Source organism: Enterobacter soli ATCC BAA-2102 (assembly GCF_001654845.1).
GTDB lineage: Bacteria > Pseudomonadota > Gammaproteobacteria > Enterobacterales > Enterobacteriaceae > Enterobacter > Enterobacter soli.
Genome location: NZ_LXES01000027.1, coordinates 1 through 21,047, shown reverse-complemented (window position 1 = coordinate 21,047; position 21,047 = coordinate 1). Strand labels below are relative to the sequence as shown.

Here is a 21,047-nt window from a genome sequence, read left to right as displayed (position 1 = left end):
GCATTGCTAAAAGAAATAACATCCACTACAACCATATCATCACAAGTGGTCAGACCTCCTACAAGCAAGGGAGCTTTTCTTTATGATGATTTTGAGCATTCTCGCAACTGTTGTTCTGCTCGGTGTGCTGTTCTATCACCGTGTCAGTTTATTTCTGAGCAGCCTGATTTTACTGGCCTGGACGGCTGCGTTTGGCGTCGCAGGTCTCTGGAATATCTGGCTTTTAGTTCCTCTGGCAATCATCCTGTTGCCGTTTAACTTTACGCCTATGCGTAAGTCGATGATCTCCGCACCGGTGTTCAAGGGCTTTCGTAAAGTGATGCCGCCGATGTCGCGTACTGAAAAAGAAGCGATTGATGCGGGCACCACCTGGTGGGAAGGCGACCTGTTCCAGGGCAACCCGGACTGGAAAAAGCTGCACAACTATCCGCAGCCACGACTGACCGCTGAAGAACAGGCCTTTATCGATGGCCCGGTGGAAGAAGCCTGCCGCATGGCGAACGATTTTGCGATCACTCACGAAATGGCCGACCTGCCGCCAGAGCTGTGGGCGTATCTGAAAGAGCATCGCTTCTTCGCGATGATCATTAAGAAAGAGTACGGTGGCCTGGAATTCTCTGCCTACGCTCAGGCTCGCGTACTGCAAAAACTGGCGGGTGTCTCCGGGATCCTGGCGATCACCGTCGGTGTACCGAACTCTTTAGGCCCGGGTGAACTGCTGCAACATTACGGAACAGAAGAGCAGAAAGATCACTACCTGCCGCGTCTGGCACGTGGCCTTGAAATTCCATGTTTCGCGCTGACCAGCCCGGAAGCGGGTTCCGATGCAGGCGCTATCCCGGATACCGGTGTCGTTTGCATGGGCGAATGGCAGGGTGAGCAGGTGCTCGGGATGCGCCTGACCTGGAACAAGCGCTACATCACGCTGGCGCCTATCGCCACCGTGCTGGGCCTGGCGTTTAAACTCTCCGACCCGGAAAAACTGCTGGGTGGTGAAGAAGATCTGGGCATTACCTGTGCGCTGATCCCAACGTCTACTCCGGGCGTTGAAATTGGTCGTCGTCACTTCCCGCTGAACGTGCCGTTTCAGAACGGCCCGACCCGCGGTCAGGATATCTTTGTACCGATTGATTACATCATCGGTGGCCCGAAAATGGCCGGTCAGGGCTGGCGTATGCTGGTGGAATGTCTGTCGGTGGGTCGCGGAATTACCCTGCCGTCGAACTCAACCGGTGGTCTGAAGTCTGTGGCGATGGGGATTGGTGCTTACGCGCATATCCGCCGTCAGTTCAAAATCTCCATCGGCAAGATGGAAGGTATCGAAGAGCCGCTGGCGCGTATCGCGGGTAACGCCTACGTAATGGATGCCGCAGCATCGTTAATTACCTACGGCATTATGCTGGGCGAAAAACCGGCCGTGCTGTCAGCGATTGTGAAATACCACTGTACCCACCGTGCCCAGCAGTCAATCATCGATGCCATGGATATCGCGGGCGGTAAGGGCATTATGCTCGGCGAAGGCAACTTCCTCGCCCGTGGTTATCAGGGCGCGCCAATCGCGATCACCGTTGAAGGGGCGAATATCCTGACTCGCAGCATGATGATCTTCGGCCAGGGAGCGATTCGCTGCCATCCGTACGTGCTGGAAGAGATGGCCGCCGCGCAGAATAACGATGTGGATGCCTTCGATAAGCTGCTGTTCAAACATATCGGTCACGTGGGTAGCAACAAAATGCGCAGCTTCTGGCTGGGTCTGACCAACGGTCGCACCAGCTCGACGCCAACCGGTGATGCGACTAAGCGCTATTACCAACAGCTGAACCGTCTGAGTGCCAACCTGGCCCTGCTGTCAGACGTTTCTATGGCGGTACTGGGCGGTAGCCTGAAACGCCGTGAACGTATCTCTGCCCGTCTGGGTGATGTGCTGAGTCAGGTCTTCCTGGCCTCTGCGGTGCTGAAACGTTATGACGACGAAGGCCGTCAGGAAGCGGATCTGCCGCTGGTGCACTGGGGTGTGCAGGATGCTATGCATCAGGCTGAGCAGGCTATCGACGATTTGCTGGCAAACTTCCCGAACCGTTTTGTGGCGGGAGCCCTGCGCGTGGTGATCTTCCCGACCGGACGTCATCACCTGGCCCCCTCTGACAAGCTGGATCATAAAGTGGCGAAGATCCTGCAAGTACCGAGCGCAACCCGCTCCCGTATCGGCCGTGGTCAGTACCTGGCTCCGACCGAGCATAACCCGGTGGGTCTGCTGGAAGAGGCGCTGCTGGATGTGATGGCCGCCGACCCAATTCACCAGAAAATCTGTAAACAGCTGGGCAAAAACCTGCCATTTACCCGTCTGGATGAGCTGGCAAAACAGGCGCTGGCGGGCGGTATCATCGATAAAGATGAAGCAGCAACCCTGGTGAAAGCAGAAGAAAGCCGTCTGCGCAGTATCAACGTGGATGATTTCGAACCGGAAGAGCTGGCGACACAGCCGGTAAAGCTGCCGGAGAAGCACCGTAAACCTGAAGCGGCATAACCCGTTTCGCACTGACAAACCCCGCCGCGTGCGGGGTTTTTTATTGCCACATTTTCTCGTAGTGTCGTGCTACAGTGTCAAAAAGCGGTCGTTTGAGGAGTCTTAATTGTGCCTGGTCTGAAGATTTCTATTTTGCAGCAACCTTTAGTGTGGATGGATGGCCCTGCCAACCTGCGCCACTTTGATCGTCAACTGGAAGGTATTACCGGGCGCGATGTGATTGTCCTGCCGGAGATGTTCACCACCGGCTTCGCGATGGAAGCGGCAAAACAGTCAATGCCACAAGAAGACGTGGTGGCCTGGATGCACGCCAAAGCGCAGCAAACCAACGCCCTGATTGCGGGCAGCGCCGCGCTGCAAACCGAACGCGGGCCGGTGAACCGCTTTCTGCTGGTCGAGCCGCAAGGTAACATGCATTTTTACGATAAACGCCACCTGTTCCGCATGGCGGATGAACATCATCACTACGAAGCGGGTAACGAGCGCGTGGTGTTTGAGTGGCGCGGCTGGCGCATTCTGCCGCTGGTTTGCTATGACCTGCGTTTCCCGGTGTGGTCGCGTAACCGCAATGATTATGACCTGGCGCTGTATGTTGCCAACTGGCCTGCACCGCGCTCCCTGCACTGGCAATCTTTACTGGTGGCACGCGCGATTGAAAATCAGGCTTATGTTGTTGGCTGTAACCGCGTGGGCACCGACGGCAACGGGCATCACTACCGGGGTGACAGCCGGGTCATTAATCCACAGGGTGAGATTATTGCCACCGCCGAGCCGCATCAGGCAACGCGTATAGATGCTGAAATTTCGCTGACGGCACTGAAAGAGTATCGGGAGAAGTTTCCTGCCTGGCAGGATGCTGATCCATTTAGCATTGGGTAAATGTTCCCCTCACCCCCTCCCTCTCCCAAAGGGAGAGGGAGGATAAAACATTAACTTACCAGCGCCTGCCCGTCTTTGCGGCTTTCCGTCGCGGCCACGTAGTGCCCTTCCGGCAGACGATAAATCACCTGCGCGCCACCAAAGTTGTAATCCTGGAGTGGGTCTTCCACAACAATCTGATGCCCGCGCTCGCGCAGCGCCGCAATGGTATTACGGTCAAACGTCGACTCAACAATAACCTCTCTGCCCTGCACCACGCGCCAGCGCGGCGCGTCGATCGCCGCCTGCGGGTTTTGCCCGTGCAGCATAATACGCAGCGCCATTTGCATGTGCCCTTGCGCCTGCATTGGCCCGCCCATTACGCCGAATGACATCAGCGGCTTGCCGTTACCGTCCATCGCAAATCCCGGAATGATGGTGTGGAATGGACGCTTGTTACCTGCCAGCGCGTTCGGGTGATTTGGGTCAAGCACAAAACCGCAGCCACGGTTTTGCAGGCTGATCCCGGTATCGGGAACCACCACGCCAGAGCCGAAGCCCATAAAGTTCGACTGAATAAAAGAGATCATCATGCCGCTGGAATCCGCTGCGGTGAGATAAACTGTCCCGCTTTGCGTTGGCGAACCGTAGGTGAAGTCAGAAGCTTTATCCTGGTCAATCAGCGCAGCACGTGATTTCAGGTAGGCATCGCTCAGCAACTCTTTAGCGGCGAACTCCATATGCGCTTCATCTGCCACATAGCGGTCGAGATCGGCCAGCGCCAGTTTCATGGCTTCAATCGACAGATGCAGCGCCTGCACGGAATCCGGGTGATGTTTTTCGATACCGCACTGCTCCAGAATGCCAAGGGCAATCAGCGTGGCAATCCCCTGTCCGTTTGGCGGCAACTCCTGCACCGAGCCCCCCGCAAAATCGCGCGACAACAGTTCAACCCAGTCAACGCGATGGTTTGCCAGGTCCTCGGCCGTAAGATGAGCGCCGTGTTCTTTGGCAAAGGCGGCAATTTTCTGCGCCAGCTCACCGCGATAAAACGCTTCGCCGTTGGTTTTGGCAATCAGCTCCAGCGAGTCTGCCTGCGCCGGGTTACGGAAGATTTCGCCAATTCGCGGAGCACGTCCTTCAGGGGCGAAACAGGCACTAAAGCCCGGCTGGTCTTTCAGCTTGTTGTAGCCACGCTGCCACAGATGGCCAATCAGTGGCGACACCGGGAAACCGTTACGCGCATACTCAATTGCAGGCTGTGCCAGTGTTGTGAGCGGCAATGTGCCAAAACGTTCCGCCAGTGCAACCCAACCCGATACCGCACCCGGCACGGTGACGGCCTCCCAGCCAATTTCCGGCACAGCCGTTTTCCCGGCAAACATATCTGCGTGCCAGCTGGCAGGTGAACGACCAGATGCATTAAGACCGTGAAGCTTTTCCCCGTCCCAGATGATGGCGAAAGCATCGCTGCCAATACCATTCCCGGTGGGTTCGACCACCGTCAGTGCCATCGCAGTGGCAATCGCGGCATCAACGGCGTTACCACCCAGTTGCAACATCCGCATCCCCGCCTGCGCCGCCAGCGGCTGCGACGTTGCCACTGCGTTGTGGCCCATCATCGGCGGGCGTCGTGAATCGTAACCGGAAGTAAAATCAAGCGCTTTGGTCATCATGACTCCTTAGTCGTGGCGCGGATCGAGCGCATCGCGCAGCCCGTCACCGAGTAAATTAAAGCCCTGTACCGCAAGGAAAATCGCAATACCGGGGAAAACAGACATCCACGGTGCCTGCTCAAGGAACCCCTTCGCGGTGTTGAGCATCGAGCCCCAGGACGGGTTCGGCGGCTGCTGGCCGAGCCCTAAAAATGAGAGGCTGGCTTCAGCGATAATCGCCGAGGCTATTGCCAGCGTGGCCTGCACCAGGATTGGTGACATCACGTTAGGCAGGACGTATTTCACAATGATCCAGCGATCCGGCAGGCCAATCGCCCGCGCACCGTCGATGTACTCTTCATTGCGAATGGCGATCACCTGGCCACGCGTCAGACGGGCGAAGATCGGCATCGCGGAAAGACCAATGGCGATCATGGCGTTGGTCAGGCTTGGCCCTAAAAACGCACCCAGCGCGATCGCCATGATCAGGAATGGACAGGCCAGCAGCGCTTCAATAAAACGCGAGATCACGCCGTCCCACATTTTCTGGAAGTAGCCCGCCACCAGCCCCAGCGGCACGCCGATGACAACGGCGATCACCACCGACATGCAGCCTGCCATCAGCGAGGTTCTCGCCCCCCAGACAATGCGCGACAGAATATCTCGCCCCAGTTCGTCAGTACCAAACCAGTACATAGCCGAAGGCGCTTTACGCACCGCCAGAAAGTTAGCTTTGACCGGGTCAAATGGAGCAATCCAGGGCGCGAGCAGCGCCAGCAAAACGAAGAAGCCCACAATCACCGCACCAATCACCGCACTTTTGTTGGCGAGGAATTTTTTCAGCACCCGGTTCTGCGCGCGCGGTAACGCAGGCGCAACGGTTTGAGTCGTCAGTTCCGCCATCATTTAACCTCGCATCTTCGGGTTGATAAGGACATACAGCACATCGGCCAGCAGGTTCAGCAGCAGGAAACCGATCGCCACGATCAGCACCACGCCCTGCACCACGGCATAGTCGCGGTTAAAGACAGAATCGACGATCATCTTGCCAAAGCCCGGAATGGTGAAAACCTGCTCGGTCAGCACCGCGCCGCCCAGCAGCTCGCCAAACAGCAGCGTGGTGAGAGTGATAACCGGGACCAGCGCATTGCGAAATGCGTGCTTTAAAATCACCGCTTTTGGCAGTAGCCCTTTTGCCCGGGCAGTACGGATATAATCCGCTTTCAGCACGGCGATCATCGACGCGCGGGTATGGCGCATCAGCGTGGCCGCCAGCCCCGTCCCCAGAACCGATGCCGGTAACAGCAACGTGCGCAGGTTTTGGAGCGGATCTTCACTGAACGGCACAAACCCCGAGGCAGGCAGCCATTGCAGATTGACCGAAAACACCAGGATCAGCAGGATCCCAAGCCAGAAGTGCGGTATCGAGATCCCCGAGATCGCCACAAAGTTCGCGCCATGATCCACCCAGCTGTTTTTATTGACCGCCGCCAGGATCCCCATCCCGATGCCGAACAACAGCGCAATGATCATCGCCAGCAGCGACAGCTCCAGCGTCACCGGCAGCTTGCTCGCAATCAGCTGCGTGACCGGTTCGTGAGTACGTAAGGAGACACCAAGATCGCCCTGTAGCGCGCGCGTCAGCCAGTGGAAGTACTGCACAGGAATCGGCGCATCGAGGTTTAATTCAGCGCGCAGCTGCGCAATCACTGCCGGATCGCGCTCCTCCCCGGCCATCGCGATCAGCGGGTCGCCAGGCAGCAGCTTTTGCAGCCCGAACACCATCATGCTCACCAGGAGCAGAGTCGGGATGGCCAGCAGCAGACGCTTGCAAATCAGTTCAAGCATGGTTTCTCCTCAGGGCCTTTTTTATTTCGCCAGCGTCAGACCGGCAAGACGTACGATGCCGTCCGGGTAAGGTTTAAAGCCCTGCACGCTTTTGTTCAGGCCAAAAATACGTGGCTCAAAGTAGAGGTATGCGATAGGCATATCGGTTTGCAGCTGCTTCACCACTTTGTCATACAGCGGCTGGCGTGCGGCCTGATCGGTGTTCAGACGCGCCTGAGTCAACCATTCATCCACCTGCGCATTGCTGTAACGCCCGTCGTTTAAGGTGCCTTTGCTGTTAATGAAGCCAAAGATGCTGCCATCCGGATCGGGGCGACCAGACCAGCCAGAGAAACTCAGCTGATAATCACCGCTTTGCTGGCGATCGAGCAGCGTGGCGAACTCGGTCATTTGCAGATTGAGGTTAAAGCCAGCCTCCGCCACCATCGCCTGAAGCACCTGCCCTACCTGCTGAGAGGTTGGGTTGTTTGGCACCAGCAGGTTTACGGTCAGGGGGGTTGCCACGCCCGCCGCTTTCAGCAGCGCTTTCGCTTTGTCGACGTCGCGCGGTGGCACCGGCAGGTTGACGTGATACGGGCTGACCGGTGAAAACGCCTGGTTTGCTGGCGTGTACAGCCCTTCGAACACCACCTGATTGATGGCATCGCGGTCGATAGCCTGTGAGAACGCCTCGCGCACGCGGGCATCTTTGAATGGATCGTTGGCCGGGACTTTGCCGTTATTAATGTTGAAGGTAATACCCTGATAACCCAGGCCGGTGACCTTCGCCAGCGCCAGCTTGCTGTCGGCTTCCACGGTTTTCACATCGCTTGCCGCAATGCCTTCGGTCAGATCAAGATCGCCCGCACGCAGGTTAGCCAGGCGTACAGAGGCGTCCGGGATCGGCAGATAGATAATCTTGTCAAAGTGGTAAGCGTCTTTATTCCAGTAGTTATCAAAACGCGTCAGCACAATGCGGTCCTGCGACACGCGGCTCTCGAATTTATACGGGCCGGAACAGACCGGGTGAGCCGCAAAATCAGGTTTTTTCGCCGCTTCTGGCGCCATCATCGCACCGGCACGGTCGGTGAGCTGCATTAACAGCGCGGCATCAGGGGTTTTCAGATGCAGGGCGATTTGCATTGGGCCAGTAACGTCAATCGACTCAACAGAAGAGATCTCGCTTTTACGCAGGGAGCCTTTTAAGGTCAGGGCGCGCTCGAGGTTGTATTTCGCCGCAGCGGCATCGAATTTTTCACCATCGTGGAAGGTCACCCCTTCGCGCAGATTCATGGTCAGGGTTTTGCCGTCGTCACTCCACGCCCAGTCCTTCGCCAGGCCCGGCACCACTTTCAGGTGATCGTCAACGTCCACCAGCCTGTCGCACAATGAGGCGAAAACAAAGCGGCCATAGTAGGTGCGCGCCAGATGCGGGTCGAGCATGTCCGGGTCTGCCCCCAGACCAATTCGCAGCACACTTTCTGAATGGGCGGGCAGCGCCGCGCCAAGCAACATTACACTTCCCAGTACGGTCAAAAGAGAATTACGCATTGTCATTATCATGAGTTCCTTGAAGGAAGGGAGGAGTGAGATGCCGCGTGTTCAAACAGCGCGCGGCGGCGCAGAAATGCTGCGGATGGCGGTGCTACCTGAATAACACTGCGATCGCGATTAATGTCCTGCCAGCGATGACAGGCAACCTGACGCCCGCCTTCAAGCACCTGATTAATCGGCTCAACCTGGCGGCATTCATCGGTGACATACGGGCAACGGGTATGAAAACGGCACCCGGAAGGCGGGTTAGACGGATTCGGCAAATCTCCCTGCAACAGGGGCGTATCGCGCTGGGCACCCGGCTGCATTTGCGGGGCAGAGGCAATCAGCGCCTGGGTATAGGGGTGCAGCGGCGCGTCGAAGATTTCATCGACCGTGGCAAGCTCCACAATTTGCCCGAGATACATCACCGCCACCCGGTCGCTCATATGACGGATCACCGCCAGACCGTGAGCGACAATCACCATCGTCAGCCCCAGTTGATGCTTAAGGCTTTCCAGCAGATTCACCACCTGCGCCTGTACAGAGACATCCAGTGCGGAGACGGGCTCATCTCCCAGCAGCAGTTTTGGCCCTGATGCCAGCGCTCGCGCAATGCCGATGCGCTGACGCTGGCCGCCGGAAAATTCATGCGGGTAACGCCCGGCCCAGGCTGCCGGCAGCCCAACGGTTTTGAGCAACTCGGCAACGCGGTACTGGCGGTCTGCTTTTTTCATGTTCTGGTGCAGCCACAGCGGCTCACCCACGATCTGCTCTACCGTCATACGCGGGTTCAGCGAGGCAAAAGGATCCTGGAAGATAATTTGCAGTTCGCGCCGGAGCTGATTAAGGCGCGCGCCAGTCGCGTGGGTGATCTCCTCGCCCTGATAAAACACGCGCCCTTCGCTTGCCGCCAGCAGGCGCAGCAGCAAACGGCCCAGCGTGGATTTCCCGGATCCAGATTCGCCTACGATAGCCAGCGTTTCCCCCGGCATAACGGAAAGGGAAACGCGATCAACAGCGGTGACAAAACGCGCCGGAGTAAACAGTTTTTTCGGGCCAGGGAACAGCTTGCTGAGGTCACGGGCTTCAAGAATTGGCGTCGTCATGCTGTCTCTCCCAGCGCAATATGTTGTTCCAGCGGTACGCGGAAACAGGCCACCTGATGCCCTGCACCCAGCGTGTTAAGTTGTGGTTTTTCATCGTGACAGCGGGTCTGTGCAAAAGGACAACGGGTGGCAAAACGGCAGCCTTCCGGCATGGATTCGGGTAGCGGCACGGCGCCCGGAATGGTGGAAAGCTGGCCTTTACGCGCCCCAAGAGAAGGAATAGATCCCATCAGACCGATGGTGTACGGGTGTTGCGGGTCAGCAAAAATCGCCTCTACGCTGCCCTGCTCCACGACCTGGCCGGCATACATCACCGCCACCTGCTGCGCCACTTCTGCCACCACGCCCAAATCGTGAGTGATCATCAGCACCGCCGTGCCCGTTTCTTCTTTTAATGTGTTGAGCAATGCGAGGATTTGCGCCTGAATGGTGACATCCAGCGCGGTGGTCGGTTCGTCGGCAATCAGCAAACGCGGGTGGTTAATCAGGGCCATCGCAATCATCACGCGCTGGCGCATCCCGCCAGAAAGCTGATGTGGATAAGCCTTAAGGCGCATCTCTGCCGCCGGGATCTGAACCTTTTCCAGAATGTTCAGCGCCGCGTCCATCGCTTGCGCACGCGTCATTTTCTGGTGGCGCATAACCGCTTCGCTCAGCTGATCGCCAAGGGTAAAAGCGGGGTTCAGCGAGGTCATCGGCTCCTGAAAAATCATCGCCAGCTCGCTGCCACGGAGATCGGCATATTCGCGCGGGGAGAGTTTTCGCAGGTCATGGCGTCGAAACTGCATCTCGCCGCTGACGATTTGCGCACTGGCGGGTAATAACCCCATCAGCGCTAACGAGGTGATACTTTTCCCACACCCGGATTCCCCCACCAGAGCGAGCGTTTCACCCGCTTTTACGGTCAGCGAAATACCATCAAGTACGCTGACGGGCGACCCCGCAAATTTAACGTTGAGGTTTTGCAGCCGCAGAACAGGAGATGCTTCCTTAAACGGGATCGTTGTCATAGCGTGAAATCGTCCTCAAGGTGAATAGCCTGAATCAGGGCTGTTTGCAGGCTGAGCAGGTGTTCGCGCATCGCGGCGGCAGCTTCATTAGGCTGGCGATAGATAATCGCTGACATGATTTTGTGGTGATGGTCGTTGTAGTTATCAACGCGTTCAGGGGTGCGGGCTAATTCGCGCAGGTGTTGCCAGCCGGGTTCGCGCCTGACCGCATCAATCGCATCGAATAATCCCAGCATCAGGCGGTTACCTGCGGCTTCCGCTATCGCGCGATGGAATGCGCTATCCCACAGTTCATTGAGATCGCGGTCATCCGGGCTGACCTTATTAATGCGTTCCAGCATACGCTGCATCAGCGCGAGGTTTTCCCTGGTGGCACGCAGCGCCGCAAGACGGGCCAGGCCGGGCTCAAGTTGCAGACGAGCTTCCATCACTTCCAGCAGATTGGTCTGTTGTACCAGCCCCTGAAGCGCCAGAGGCTCAACGGGTGCTGCCGGGCCAATAAACGTACCTTTGCCCTGTTTACGCCAGATCCGCCCCTCTTCTTCCAGCACGTCCAGCGCACGACGCACTTCACGTCGCCCTACGCCGAGTGTTTCCGAAAGCTCACGTTCAGTGGGCAATGGAATGCCTGGTGTTGACTCATGCTGGTTGATAAGCCCGCGCAATTGCTCGAGTGCGGTGCTGGAATTTGCCAGAAACCGTGACGGTTTTTCCATATTGGTTCGCTCGCTGTCATCATTTCTTTATTTTTATTAACAATAAGTTATGGATATGACCGATAACTTATCGTCCTAATGATTAAGCAAATAATGAACCAATAAATCATTGGTTCATGAACTTTCTGGAATGCATGGGTTAACTGAATGATTTAAAGCGATTTATTTTTACAAAATTGTTACAAAAAGAAACAACCGAGAGTGAGGCGCGAACAATAACTGCACAACATTAGTGCAAATCACGCACTATTATCGTGCAATTGTTAATTATTTGCACTATTGATATTGAATTTTTGTTAATTAAAAGGGATGTTGGATAAGATTTTTGCGGGGTCAGAAACGACGAAGGCCTGAATCATTTCTGATTCAGGCCTTCTGAATAGTGGCGGAACGGACGGGACTCGAACCCGCGACCCCCTGCGTGACAGGCAGGTATTCTAACCGACTGAACTACCGCTCCACTGTTCCCGTTTGGGGAACGAAGCGGATATTACGGATTGCCTCTGAACTCGTCAACGCTTTTTCTCACGTTTTGAATCGTTTGCTGCAAAAATCGCCCAGACGGTGATTTTACAAGCATTCAGGCACTGTTTATGCACGCCACATGCAACTTCCGCCTTTCTTCTGCACTAAATCAAGACGGGATTCGTGGTTAAGCAGCTCTTCATCGCTGGCTAAAACAACCCGCAACCGACTGGCCTGACGCACAACCCGCTGAATACCCGCTTCACCCAGAGTTTGTTGGCCTTCATTTTCCATGCTGAATGCCATCGACGTCTGGCCACCGGTCATGGTCAGATAAACATCCGCCAGGATCTGGGCATCGAGCAATGCGCCGTGCAGCGTACGCTTGGTGTTGTCTATCTCGTAACGTGAACAGAGCGCATCAAGACTGTTTCGCTTGCCGGGAAACATCTTCCTTGCCAGCGCCAGGCTATCGGTCACCTTACAGAAGGTATTGGTCTTTGGAATATCGCGATTGAGCTTGCTGAACTCATAGTCCATAAAGCCGATATCGAACGATGCGTTGTGAATGACCAGCTCTGCGCCTCTGATGTATTCCAGAAATTCGTCTGCAACATCTGCAAAGGTCGGTTTATCCAGCAAGAACTCATCGGCAATACCGTGAACGCCGAACGCTTCCGGGTCCACCAGCCGGTCCGGCTTCAGATAAACGTGGAAGTTGTTCCCCGTAAGGCGACGGTTCACTACCTCTACAGCACCGATCTCAATAATCTTGTGCCCTTCGTAGTGTGCGCCGATTTGGTTCATACCGGTGGTTTCGGTATCGAGAACAATCTGGCGAGTAATTGCAGTGCTCATGTCGGTCATTTATGTCAGACTTATCGTTTAACTGAACGTTTCAAATACAGGAAGTCTACCAGAGATGCGTAAACAGGTAGAAATTTTCACCGATGGATCTTGTCTCGGTAACCCAGGACCTGGCGGTTACGGCGCCATTATGCGCTATCGCCAGCACGAAAAAACCTTTAGTGAAGGCTATCGCCTGACCACCAACAACCGCATGGAGCTGATGGCGGCCATAGTGGCGCTGGAAGCGTTAAAAGAGCACTGCGACGTGGTGCTGAGCACCGACAGCCAGTACGTGCGCCAGGGCATCACCCAGTGGATCTTCAACTGGAAAAAACGCGGCTGGAAAACGGCAGATAAAAAACCGGTCAAAAATGTCGATCTCTGGAAGCGCCTGGACGCCGCGTTAGGGCAGCATGAGATCAAATGGGAATGGGTAAAAGGCCATGCCGGACACCCGGAAAACGAACGCTGTGACGAGCTGGCCCGCGCGGCTGCATCAAACCCAACCCAGGAAGATGTCGGGTATCAGCCTGAATCCTGATCAGGGTTTGCGGTACTGCCGCGTTGCGCCAACGGTCTGACGGATCTGGGTTTTCGATTTACTTTGTTTCATCGGGTTAAGCGTGAGGGGGATCGTCCGCTTACGCGCTACGATAAACTGCATACAGCCCAGCGCCGGCAGATGCGTGCTCAGTAACACCCCACCCTGTCTGGCCCAGGGTAAAACCTGAAAACCACCGTAGCAGAGCACTTCAAAGTTCAGCAGTGAAAGCCAGTCCAGTTGACGCATCTGCGTAAACATTCGGCTGTTATAAGGCGGCGTGCGGCGCAGCACTGGCACCAGTTTACGTAACCCCATCAGGCTGAGTGGATTGAAACCGCTGAGGATCAGCCAACCGTCATCGATCAGTACCCGGTCGGCTTCACGCAGCAAACGATGCGGATCACTGCACCAGGGCAAGGTATGCGCCAGCAGACAAGCATCGACGGATTTTTCCGCGAAAGGTAAATGCAATGGATCGGCTTTAACCTGCACAGGCGATCCGCCAAGCGAAACGTTAACCTGATGTGAGATAGCACAGCCTTCGGTGTTGATTTCTGCACTGAGATTGCCAATCTTAAGCAGGTGAAAACCATACATTTTCGCAAGCCAGGGTTTAAGCTGTTGTTCTAACGCCTCGCGATAGTATTCACCCCAGGGCAATTCCGCCCAACGTTCCGGTGCTGCGACAGTCTGAGGTATCCTTGCCGGTTTCATCAAAACGCCCGCCACGTAAAAAGAGGTAATTTATGAATCTTATCAGTATTCCAGCCTTCCAGGACAATTACATCTGGGTTTTAGTTGATGACGATCGCCGTTGCGTGATTGTTGATCCCGGTGAATCTGAGCTGGTTTTAACTGCCATTGCCGAAAACGGCTGGCAGCCGGAAGCCATTCTCCTTACGCATCATCACAACGATCACGTTGGCGGTGTTCCGGCGTTGCGGGCAAAATTTCCGCATCTTGTGGTATACGGACCGGAAGAAACACAAGATAAGGGAACCACTCACGTAGTCAAAGACGGCGAAAAAGTCCTCATTCTCGGGTGGGATTTTTCCGTTTTTGCCACACCGGGTCACACTTCAGGACATATTTGTTTCTACAGTAAACCTTATCTATTTTGCGGCGACACACTCTTTTCTGGCGGCTGCGGAAGGTTGTTTGAAGGTACACCAGCGCAAATGTATCAATCTTTACAGAATATTGCCGCACTTCCGGACGATACACTCATATGTTGCGCACATGAGTATACATTAGGGAATATGAAGTTTGCTGCCAGCATCTTACCCGACGATCGCGCTATTCAGGATTATTACCAGAAAGTGAAGGAGTTACGTGCAAAAAACCAAAAAACACTCCCCGTAATTCTGAAAAATGAGCGTGAAATAAATGTATTTTTGAGAACAGATGATATTGATTTAATTAATAAAATTAACCAAGAAACAAATTTGCAACAACCAGAAGATTGTTTTGCATGGTTAAGGTCAAAGAAAGATAACTTCCGATAATTCTGGGTTGCCTTTTGAAAATTTCGCCGTTATCATCGCTCGTCTTTTAAGCAACTATTGACACACACATGAAGGCAAAAGCGATATTACTCGCCTCTGTCCTGCTTGTAGGTTGCCAGTCGCAAAACGGCAGCAACGTACAACAGCACGCACAGAGCCTTTCTGCAGCTGGTCAAGGGGAAGCAGGGAAGTTTACAAGTCAGGCGCGATGGATGGACGATGGGACATCATTCGCGCAGGATCAAGACTTGTGGGCCTCTATTGGCGACGAGCTAAAGATGGGAATTCCGGAAAACACCCGGATTCGCGAACAGAAACAGAAGTATTTGAGAAATAAGAGCTATCTCCACGATGTAACTTTACGGGCAGAGCCGTATATGTACTGGATAGCCGGGCAAGTTAAGAAACGTAACATGCCGATGGAGCTGGTACTCCTACCCATAGTGGAGAGCGCTTTTGACCCACACGCGACGTCTGGCGCCAATGCCGCAGGCATTTGGCAGATCATACCGAGCACAGGGCGCAATTATGGTTTAAAACAGACCCGCAGCTACGATGCGCGTCGTGATGTAGTCGCTTCCACGACTGCCGCTCTCGACATGATGCAACGTCTGAACAAGATGTTCGACGGTGACTGGTTGTTAACAGTCGCAGCATACAACAGTGGTGAAGGTCGTGTACTGAAGGCAATGAAAGCGAATAAAGCGCGTGGGAAATCCACCGATTTCTGGTCGCTCTCACTGCCACAGGAAACCAAAATTTACGTACCGAAAATGCTGGCATTGAGCGATATTCTCAAGAACAGTAAGCGTTACGGTGTACAACTGCCAACACCAGACGAAAGTCGTGCACTGGCGCGTGTTCGCCTCAGCAGCCCGGTTGATATTCAACAGGTTGCCGATATGACGGGTATGTCGGTAAGTAAACTAAAAACCTTTAATGCAGGCGTTAAAGGCTCAACGCTGGGTGCCAGTGGCCCTCAGTATGTGATGGTTCCGCAAAAACACGCGGAGCAGTTACGTGAGTCGTTAGCTTCTGGTGAGATTGCAGCGGTTCAGTCTACGCTTGTTGCAGATACCTCACCAGTGAGCAGCCGCAGCTATAAGGTTCGTTCAGGTGATACGCTTTCAGGTATTGCATCACGTCTTGGCGTGAGCGCAAAAGACCTACAGCAGTGGAACAATCTGCGTAGCTCTGGTCTGAAAGTGGGTCAGAATCTGACGGTTGGCGCAGGTAGCAGCGCGCAGCGTCTTGCCAGAAACAGCGATAGCATTACCTATCGCGTGCGTAAGGGTGATTCGCTGTCCAGTATTGCAAAACGTCACGGCGTGAACATCCAGGATGTTATGCGCTGGAATAACGATACTGACAATCTGCAACCCGGCGATCAGCTGACGCTGTTTGTGAAAAATAGCGCAACGCCAGACTCCTGATCAGACGGTCTGAACATAAAAAAGGCACCGATTCCCCCGGTGCCTTTTTTTATTTATCCCGCTTTTTGGACTTCAGCCATGATGGTATCGCTGGTAAACGATCCATCCTCCTGCAACTCAAAGTACGCCTTCACTTCCGCAGACGCGCTCTCCTGATAAAGACGAATCGCCTGGCTTAATGCTTCCGGCGTCCGCATCCGCGCAATCCAGGAGCTGAATTCGAGCGGCAAACGGTCGGTTATCAATGAGCGTGAAATCAACCCGGCCTCTGCGGTCATCTGCAACCACTCCCCACTGGAATAATTGCGGACATGCGATGTGTCGCGCAGTGCTTCAACCGTTTGCAACCAGACATCCCGTACCGGATGGCCAGGTGACATGACATCCATGATGATAAAAATTCCACCCGGCTTCAGCACACGTTTAACTTCCCGCAACGCTTGCCCGACATCGTGCCAGTGGTGCGCGGAGTAACGACTGATGACAACCTCAAAAGTCGCATCGGCAAACGGTAATGATTCCGCGTACCCCTGACGGGTAATGAGGTTTGTCAGTCCTTTAGCTTTGGCGGCTTCAGCCACAACGTCGAGCATCTGGCTGGATAAATCATATGCTGTCACCTGAGCGACCTGCTGCGCGGCAGCAAAGCTTGCGTGCCCTGCCCCACACCCTAAATCCAGCGCGTGCGCCTGCGGGAATGCCGCCAGCCGCTCGCTCAGACGCGTCAGATCGCGACCAGACGCATGAACGGCGCTGCTCAGATAAGCACTTGCCTGGGAGCCAAACTGTTTTTCTACGTTGTCATGATGGGAGTGTGTTGTCATCTTACTGTCCTTTGGTTGATAAAAAATAAAGGGCAGCACCTGCACATAGGTCTGCCCCACGGCAGACCTGACACACCATTATTTATCAGGTTTGCCGGGACTGAATTCAACTAGTAGAGGATTGTGATCGGATGCGCGTGTCACCAGCACAGAGGCATCGTGAACACTCAAACCGCGATAAAAGACAAAATCGAGAGGACGACCAAAGGCTTTCTTGCGCTGGTCATCGTTAAAACGCACTTCGCGCAGTGACATCTCACGCGCAAAGCGATACAGGGCGTTCATCCGCGGGCGGCTCCAGGCATTAAAATCCCCGGCCATAATGATAGGCCCGCTGTGATGGGCAATCTGATCGCCAATCGGAAGTAACTGCTTGCTGTAGACATCCACGCCAAGGCTGAAATTGACAGCGTGAATATTGACGACCATCAGCAAACGGCTATCCGGTAAGGGGTAAACGGTAACCAGCGCGGATTTTGCCAGCCGCAGAATAGGTTCTCGCTCACGAAGTGGACAACAATAAACAGGATGCGCCGCAGAAAGCGTCATGACGCCAGAAGGGTGCTGCGGCAGCACGAATGCAGGTACCTGATCGGCCGCAAGATAGTTAGTGGTCGCAAACCTGACCAGCTCAGGCGTCGTTTGCGCTTCTTGCAGGAGAACGAGATGAGCGTCCTTACCAAAATTTTTGAGGACGGATAACCACTCAGCACGCTGTTGCTTAAAGATATTCCACACCAGCACACGAATTTTTTCATCGCTGCTTAATGGCGTACCGGCGGGCAATGCCTGGCTGATGCTCGCGAACGACCCCGGAGGCAGTATTCGCTCCGCAGGTAATCCGGCAACATAACGCATGGCATAGGTATTTTTTCGCACTTTCGGAAACGACCTCTATAACAGGAACCAGCCCGGAAACGGACTGGTTCTAATGTTATAGGGATTTTAGGTCACAGTTTCAACGCAATTACTGAGAAACCTTATCTTGTTTTGTAAGCGAGCACTTACTGATATTTATCCAAGAGCCACCCGGGCAGGTTTATCAAGGCGGCCGCTCAGGCCAATCAGCAGGAAAGCGATAAACACAATTACAGCGCCAATCCACGGTGTCTGGGTCAGGCCAAAGTGTTCAACAGTCTGCCCACCAATGATGGAGCCGAGTGCGATACCAATATTGAACGCAGCAATGTTCAGACCCGATGCAACATCAACGGCATTAGGTGTATAAAGCTCTGCCTTCTGGACGACATAGACCTGAAGCCCCGGCACGTTGCCAAATGCAAAGATCCCCATCACCAGTACCGTGGCCAGCGCCGCATACTGCACAGAAGCGGTGAAGTGGAAGACCAGCAGCAGTACAACCAGGGCTGCGAAGATAAATTTCAGGGCCGGAACGGCACCGTGTTTATCGGCAAGCTTGCCACCCCAGATATTGCCAATTGCCACCGACACACCGTAACCCAACAAGATCCAGCTTACCGCGCTCGGTGAGAAGCCCGCCAAATCTTGCATCATCGGCGCAAGGAAAGTAAATGCGGTAAAGACACCACCGTACCCCAAAGCTGTAATCGCATAGATGATCAGCAGGCGAGGATGAGTCAGTACTTTAAGTTGATCGCTAAGGCTGGCACTCGCGCGGCCAGGAATATTTGAAGGGACCAGAAGCAGACTAGCCACCAGAGCAATCACGCCCAACAATGAGACGGCCAGGAACGTTTCACGCCAGCCAAAATGTTGGCCGATGAACGTCCCCAGAGGCACGCCGGTGACCAGCGCAACGGTTAATCCACCAAACATAATCGCAATGGCAGATGCCGCTTTCTCTTTGGGCACCAGGCTGGTTGCAATGGTTGAACCAATCGAGAAAAACACACCATGAGCAAGGCCTGTCAGCAAACGGGCAATCACCAACGTGGTGTAGTCAGGTGCCTGCCAGGCCAGAATATTCCCGGCGGTGAACAGGACCATCAACGCCATCAATAACTGCTTACGCGGAAAACGTCCGGTCAGCGCCGTAAGTACCGGTGCACCAACGGCCACACCCAGTGCGTAGATAGAAACCAGCAGCCCGGCTGAAGGCAGAGAGATGGCAAGTTGGTCTGCAATCGTAGGAACCAGACCTACGATAACAAATTCGGTCGTGCCAATTGCGAAGGCACTGATCGTCAGGGCAAGTAGCGCCAGTGGCATAAAATACTCCGTATCATCAGGATTAAGATGACAAGAAGTATGCGCCAGTGCTTAAATAACAAAAATGGTCAAAATCTCAATAGAATTTTGCAGGTGGTGCAATAATGAAGGCAACATCAGAAGAGCTGGCGATATTTGTCGCCGTGGTAGAAAGTGGCAGTTTTAGCCGTGCAGCTGAGCAACTCGGACAGGCAAACTCCGCCATTAGCCGCTCGGTGAAAAAGCTGGAGATGAAGCTTTGTGTCAGCCTGCTCAACCGGACCACAAGGCAGTTAAGCCTGACAGAAGAAGGCGAGCGTTACTTCCGCCGCGTACAGTCCGTCTTGCAGGAAATGGCCGCAGCAGAGACAGAAATCATGGAGTCGCGCAGTACACCACGCGGACTGTTGCGTATTGATGCAGCAACACCTGTGGTGCTGCATTACCTTATGCCACTCATTAAACCTTTCCGTGAACGCTACCCGGAAATGACCTTGTCGCTGGTGTCATCTGAGACATTCATTAATCTGATAGAGCGAAAGGTAGATGTAGCAATCCGCGCTGGCACACTTACCGATTCCAGCCTGCGTGCCCGTCCTTTGTTTACGAGCTACCGAAAAATCATTGCATCACCAGAGTACCTTGCACAGTTTGGCCAGCCTGAAACGGTTGAGGATCTTAAACAGCATCTGTGCCTGGGCTTTACCGAACCCGTATCGCTGAATACCTGGCCTGTCGCCTGTAGTGACGGACAGCTTCATGAGATAGATTGCGGCTTATCGTCCAACAGTGGAGAAACACTGAAACAGCTTTGTCTTGAAGGAAACGGAATTGCCTGTTTATCCGATTACATGATCGATAAAGAGATTGCCCGTGGGGAACTGATAGAGTTGATGGCTGATAAACGCCTGCCGGTAGAGATGCCGTTTAGTGCGGTGTATTACAGTGACAGAGCGGTGAGTACGCGCATCCGCGCATTTATCGACTTCCTGAGCGAACATGCGAAAACAGCTCCCGAAGGAGCTGTGTGAGGGTTTAGGGCACAGAGGGTGGGTCAATATTAATCCCAGTCAGGTGCTAAACCTTCCGGGCTTACCAGGCGATCGTTGCAATCCAGAGCAGCGATCGCTTTTTTGTCTTCGTCATCCAGCTGGAGATCCCGTGCTAACAGGTTGCTCGCCAGATTTTCACGTTTAGTTGAGGATGGGATAACGGCATAGCCCTCACCCATTGCCCAGGCCAGAATCACCTGTGCAGCCGTGGCATTGTGTTTCTGCGCAATGCGGATAATCACTTCATCTTTCAGTGCTTTACCATAGGCCAGAGTCATGTAAGAGGTAATATGGATACCGTGCTGTTTAGCCCAGTCAACCACTTTGCGGTTTTGCAGATACGGAGACAGCTCAACCTGGTTGGTTGCAATGTTTTCTGCACCCACGGCCGCAATGGCTTTTTCCATCAACGGGATAGTGAAGTTAGAGATACCAATTTCACGGGTTAAGCCCTGCTCTTTTGCTTCCAGCAGCGCCTGCATGAACTCTTCCACGGAAACGGCATCGTTCGGTGATGGCCAGTGGATCAGCGTCAGATCGACGTAATCGGTACGCAGTTTCTTCAGGCTCTCTTTCAGGCTTGGGATCAGTTTGTCTTTGCTGAGGTTCTCAATCCAGATTTTAGTGGTGATGAAAAGTTCATTGCGGGATACGCCACTCTCTTCAATTGCCTGGCCAACGGCAGCTTCATTTTCATAAATCTGTGCCGTATCAACGGTACGATAGCCAAGTTCAAGAGCAGTTTTTACAGATGCGATAACAACGTCGTCTTTCAGGCGGAAAGTGCCCAGACCAAATGCAGGGATAGCCATGTCATTCCTCGTTAATCATATTGTGTTCGTTAACTGAGGAAGATTATCGCGATTGCCGTTATTTAGAAAAAGAGCGTAAAACGCAGAGGATTTTTGCTAATTCAGCAATAATTATACGACAGATAAGAAAAAAGCCCTGAGCGTTAGCTCAGGGCTTTC

General features: G+C 54.0%; 19 protein-coding genes and 1 tRNA gene. 6 read left to right on the top strand and 14 right to left on the bottom strand.

Annotated features, from left to right (window positions below):
• Positions 1 to 82 precede the first annotated feature (82 nt).
• Together fadE and M987_RS10030 are read left to right on the top strand one after the other, a co-directional pair.
• Positions 83 to 2,527, top strand: coding sequence for an acyl-CoA dehydrogenase FadE (gene fadE, locus M987_RS10035; RefSeq protein WP_014069012.1), 2,445 nt, complete (start codon positions 83 to 85; stop codon positions 2,525 to 2,527).
• 108 nt (positions 2,528 to 2,635) lie between these two features.
• Positions 2,636 to 3,406, top strand: a complete 771-nt coding sequence (locus M987_RS10030) for an amidohydrolase (protein ID WP_014069011.1) — start codon at positions 2,636 to 2,638, stop codon at positions 3,404 to 3,406.
• 50 nt (positions 3,407 to 3,456) lie between these two features.
• On the opposite strand, the gene M987_RS10025 is transcribed toward M987_RS10030, so the two are convergent.
• The 9 genes from M987_RS10025 to dnaQ all read right to left on the bottom strand — a co-directional run bounded on the left by M987_RS10025 (position 3,457) and on the right by dnaQ (position 12,558).
• Entirely contained in the window at positions 3,457 to 5,058 is a 1,602-nt protein-coding gene (locus M987_RS10025; protein WP_014069010.1) for a gamma-glutamyltransferase family protein, read from the bottom strand.
• A gap of 9 nt (positions 5,059 to 5,067) precedes the next feature.
• Positions 5,068 to 5,943 carry an ABC transporter permease gene (locus M987_RS10020; protein WP_014069009.1) on the bottom strand — a complete coding sequence of 292 codons (876 nt, stop codon included), beginning with the start codon at positions 5,941 to 5,943 and terminating at the stop codon, positions 5,068 to 5,070.
• Between the two features lie 3 nt (positions 5,944 to 5,946).
• Positions 5,947 to 6,888, bottom strand: a complete 942-nt coding sequence (locus tag M987_RS10015; protein ID WP_014069008.1) for an ABC transporter permease — start codon at positions 6,886 to 6,888, stop codon at positions 5,947 to 5,949.
• A gap of 21 nt (positions 6,889 to 6,909) precedes the next feature.
• On the bottom strand, positions 6,910 to 8,424 hold the full coding sequence (locus tag M987_RS10010) for an ABC transporter substrate-binding protein (protein WP_074392813.1): 1,515 nt from the start codon (positions 8,422 to 8,424) through the stop codon (positions 6,910 to 6,912).
• Positions 8,425 to 8,426: 2 nt separating this feature from the next.
• Positions 8,427 to 9,509: an ABC transporter ATP-binding protein gene (locus M987_RS10005; protein WP_014069007.1), complete on the bottom strand. Its 1,083-nt coding sequence runs from the start codon at positions 9,507 to 9,509 to the stop codon at positions 8,427 to 8,429.
• The gene (locus M987_RS10000) at positions 9,506 to 10,519 is read right to left on the bottom strand and encodes an ABC transporter ATP-binding protein (protein ID WP_014069006.1); all 1,014 of its coding nucleotides are present in this window, start codon (positions 10,517 to 10,519) and stop codon (positions 9,506 to 9,508) included. The genes M987_RS10005 and M987_RS10000 overlap by 4 nt, the downstream gene beginning before the upstream one ends.
• Positions 10,516 to 11,235: a FadR/GntR family transcriptional regulator gene (locus M987_RS09995; RefSeq protein ID WP_014069005.1), complete on the bottom strand. Its 720-nt coding sequence runs from the start codon at positions 11,233 to 11,235 to the stop codon at positions 10,516 to 10,518. Before M987_RS09995 ends, M987_RS10000 begins: the two co-directional genes overlap by 4 nt.
• 383 nt (positions 11,236 to 11,618) lie before the next feature.
• Positions 11,619 to 11,695, bottom strand: a tRNA-Asp gene (locus M987_RS09990).
• Positions 11,696 to 11,826: 131 nt separating this feature from the next.
• Positions 11,827 to 12,558, bottom strand: coding sequence for a DNA polymerase III subunit epsilon (dnaQ, locus tag M987_RS09985; protein WP_074392815.1), 732 nt, complete (start codon positions 12,556 to 12,558; stop codon positions 11,827 to 11,829).
• Between the two features lie 64 nt (positions 12,559 to 12,622).
• Here dnaQ and rnhA point away from each other — a divergent pair, with 64 nt between their 5' ends.
• Positions 12,623 to 13,090 (top strand): ribonuclease HI, encoded by a 468-nt coding sequence (rnhA, locus tag M987_RS09980; protein ID WP_014069003.1) that lies wholly within the window; start codon positions 12,623 to 12,625, stop codon positions 13,088 to 13,090.
• On the opposite strand, the gene M987_RS09975 is transcribed toward rnhA, so the two are convergent.
• Positions 13,091 to 13,807, bottom strand: coding sequence for a class I SAM-dependent methyltransferase (locus M987_RS09975; RefSeq protein ID WP_014069002.1), 717 nt, complete (start codon positions 13,805 to 13,807; stop codon positions 13,091 to 13,093). It abuts the gene before it with no gap.
• A gap of 32 nt (positions 13,808 to 13,839) precedes the next feature.
• Between M987_RS09975 and gloB the strand changes: the two genes are divergently transcribed.
• On the top strand, positions 13,840 to 14,598 hold the full coding sequence (gene gloB / locus M987_RS09970; RefSeq protein ID WP_014069001.1) for a hydroxyacylglutathione hydrolase: 759 nt from the start codon (positions 13,840 to 13,842) through the stop codon (positions 14,596 to 14,598).
• 68 nt (positions 14,599 to 14,666) lie between these two features.
• Positions 14,667 to 16,031, top strand: a complete 1,365-nt coding sequence (gene mltD / locus M987_RS09965; protein WP_014069000.1) for a murein transglycosylase D — start codon at positions 14,667 to 14,669, stop codon at positions 16,029 to 16,031.
• Positions 16,032 to 16,084: 53 nt separating this feature from the next.
• On the opposite strand, the gene M987_RS09960 is transcribed toward mltD, so the two are convergent.
• The 3 genes from M987_RS09960 to M987_RS09950 form a co-directional block, all read right to left on the bottom strand.
• On the bottom strand, positions 16,085 to 16,855 hold the full coding sequence (locus M987_RS09960) for a class I SAM-dependent methyltransferase (RefSeq protein WP_014068999.1): 771 nt from the start codon (positions 16,853 to 16,855) through the stop codon (positions 16,085 to 16,087).
• Between the two features lie 78 nt (positions 16,856 to 16,933).
• On the bottom strand, positions 16,934 to 17,734 hold the full coding sequence (locus M987_RS09955; RefSeq protein WP_014068998.1) for an endonuclease/exonuclease/phosphatase family protein: 801 nt from the start codon (positions 17,732 to 17,734) through the stop codon (positions 16,934 to 16,936).
• A 135-nt stretch (positions 17,735 to 17,869) separates the two neighbouring features.
• Positions 17,870 to 19,045, bottom strand: coding sequence for an MFS transporter (locus M987_RS09950; protein WP_014068997.1), 1,176 nt, complete (start codon positions 19,043 to 19,045; stop codon positions 17,870 to 17,872).
• A 104-nt stretch (positions 19,046 to 19,149) separates the two neighbouring features.
• On the opposite strand from M987_RS09950, the gene yafC reads away from it, so the two are divergent.
• Positions 19,150 to 20,055 (top strand): DNA-binding transcriptional regulator YafC, encoded by a 906-nt coding sequence (gene yafC, locus M987_RS09945; RefSeq protein ID WP_014068996.1) that lies wholly within the window; start codon positions 19,150 to 19,152, stop codon positions 20,053 to 20,055.
• Between the two features lie 29 nt (positions 20,056 to 20,084).
• Here yafC and dkgB read toward each other — a convergent pair whose 3' ends face one another.
• Positions 20,085 to 20,888, bottom strand: coding sequence for a 2,5-didehydrogluconate reductase DkgB (gene dkgB / locus M987_RS09940; protein WP_014068995.1), 804 nt, complete (start codon positions 20,886 to 20,888; stop codon positions 20,085 to 20,087).
• Between the last annotated feature and the right edge of the window lie 159 nt (positions 20,889 to 21,047).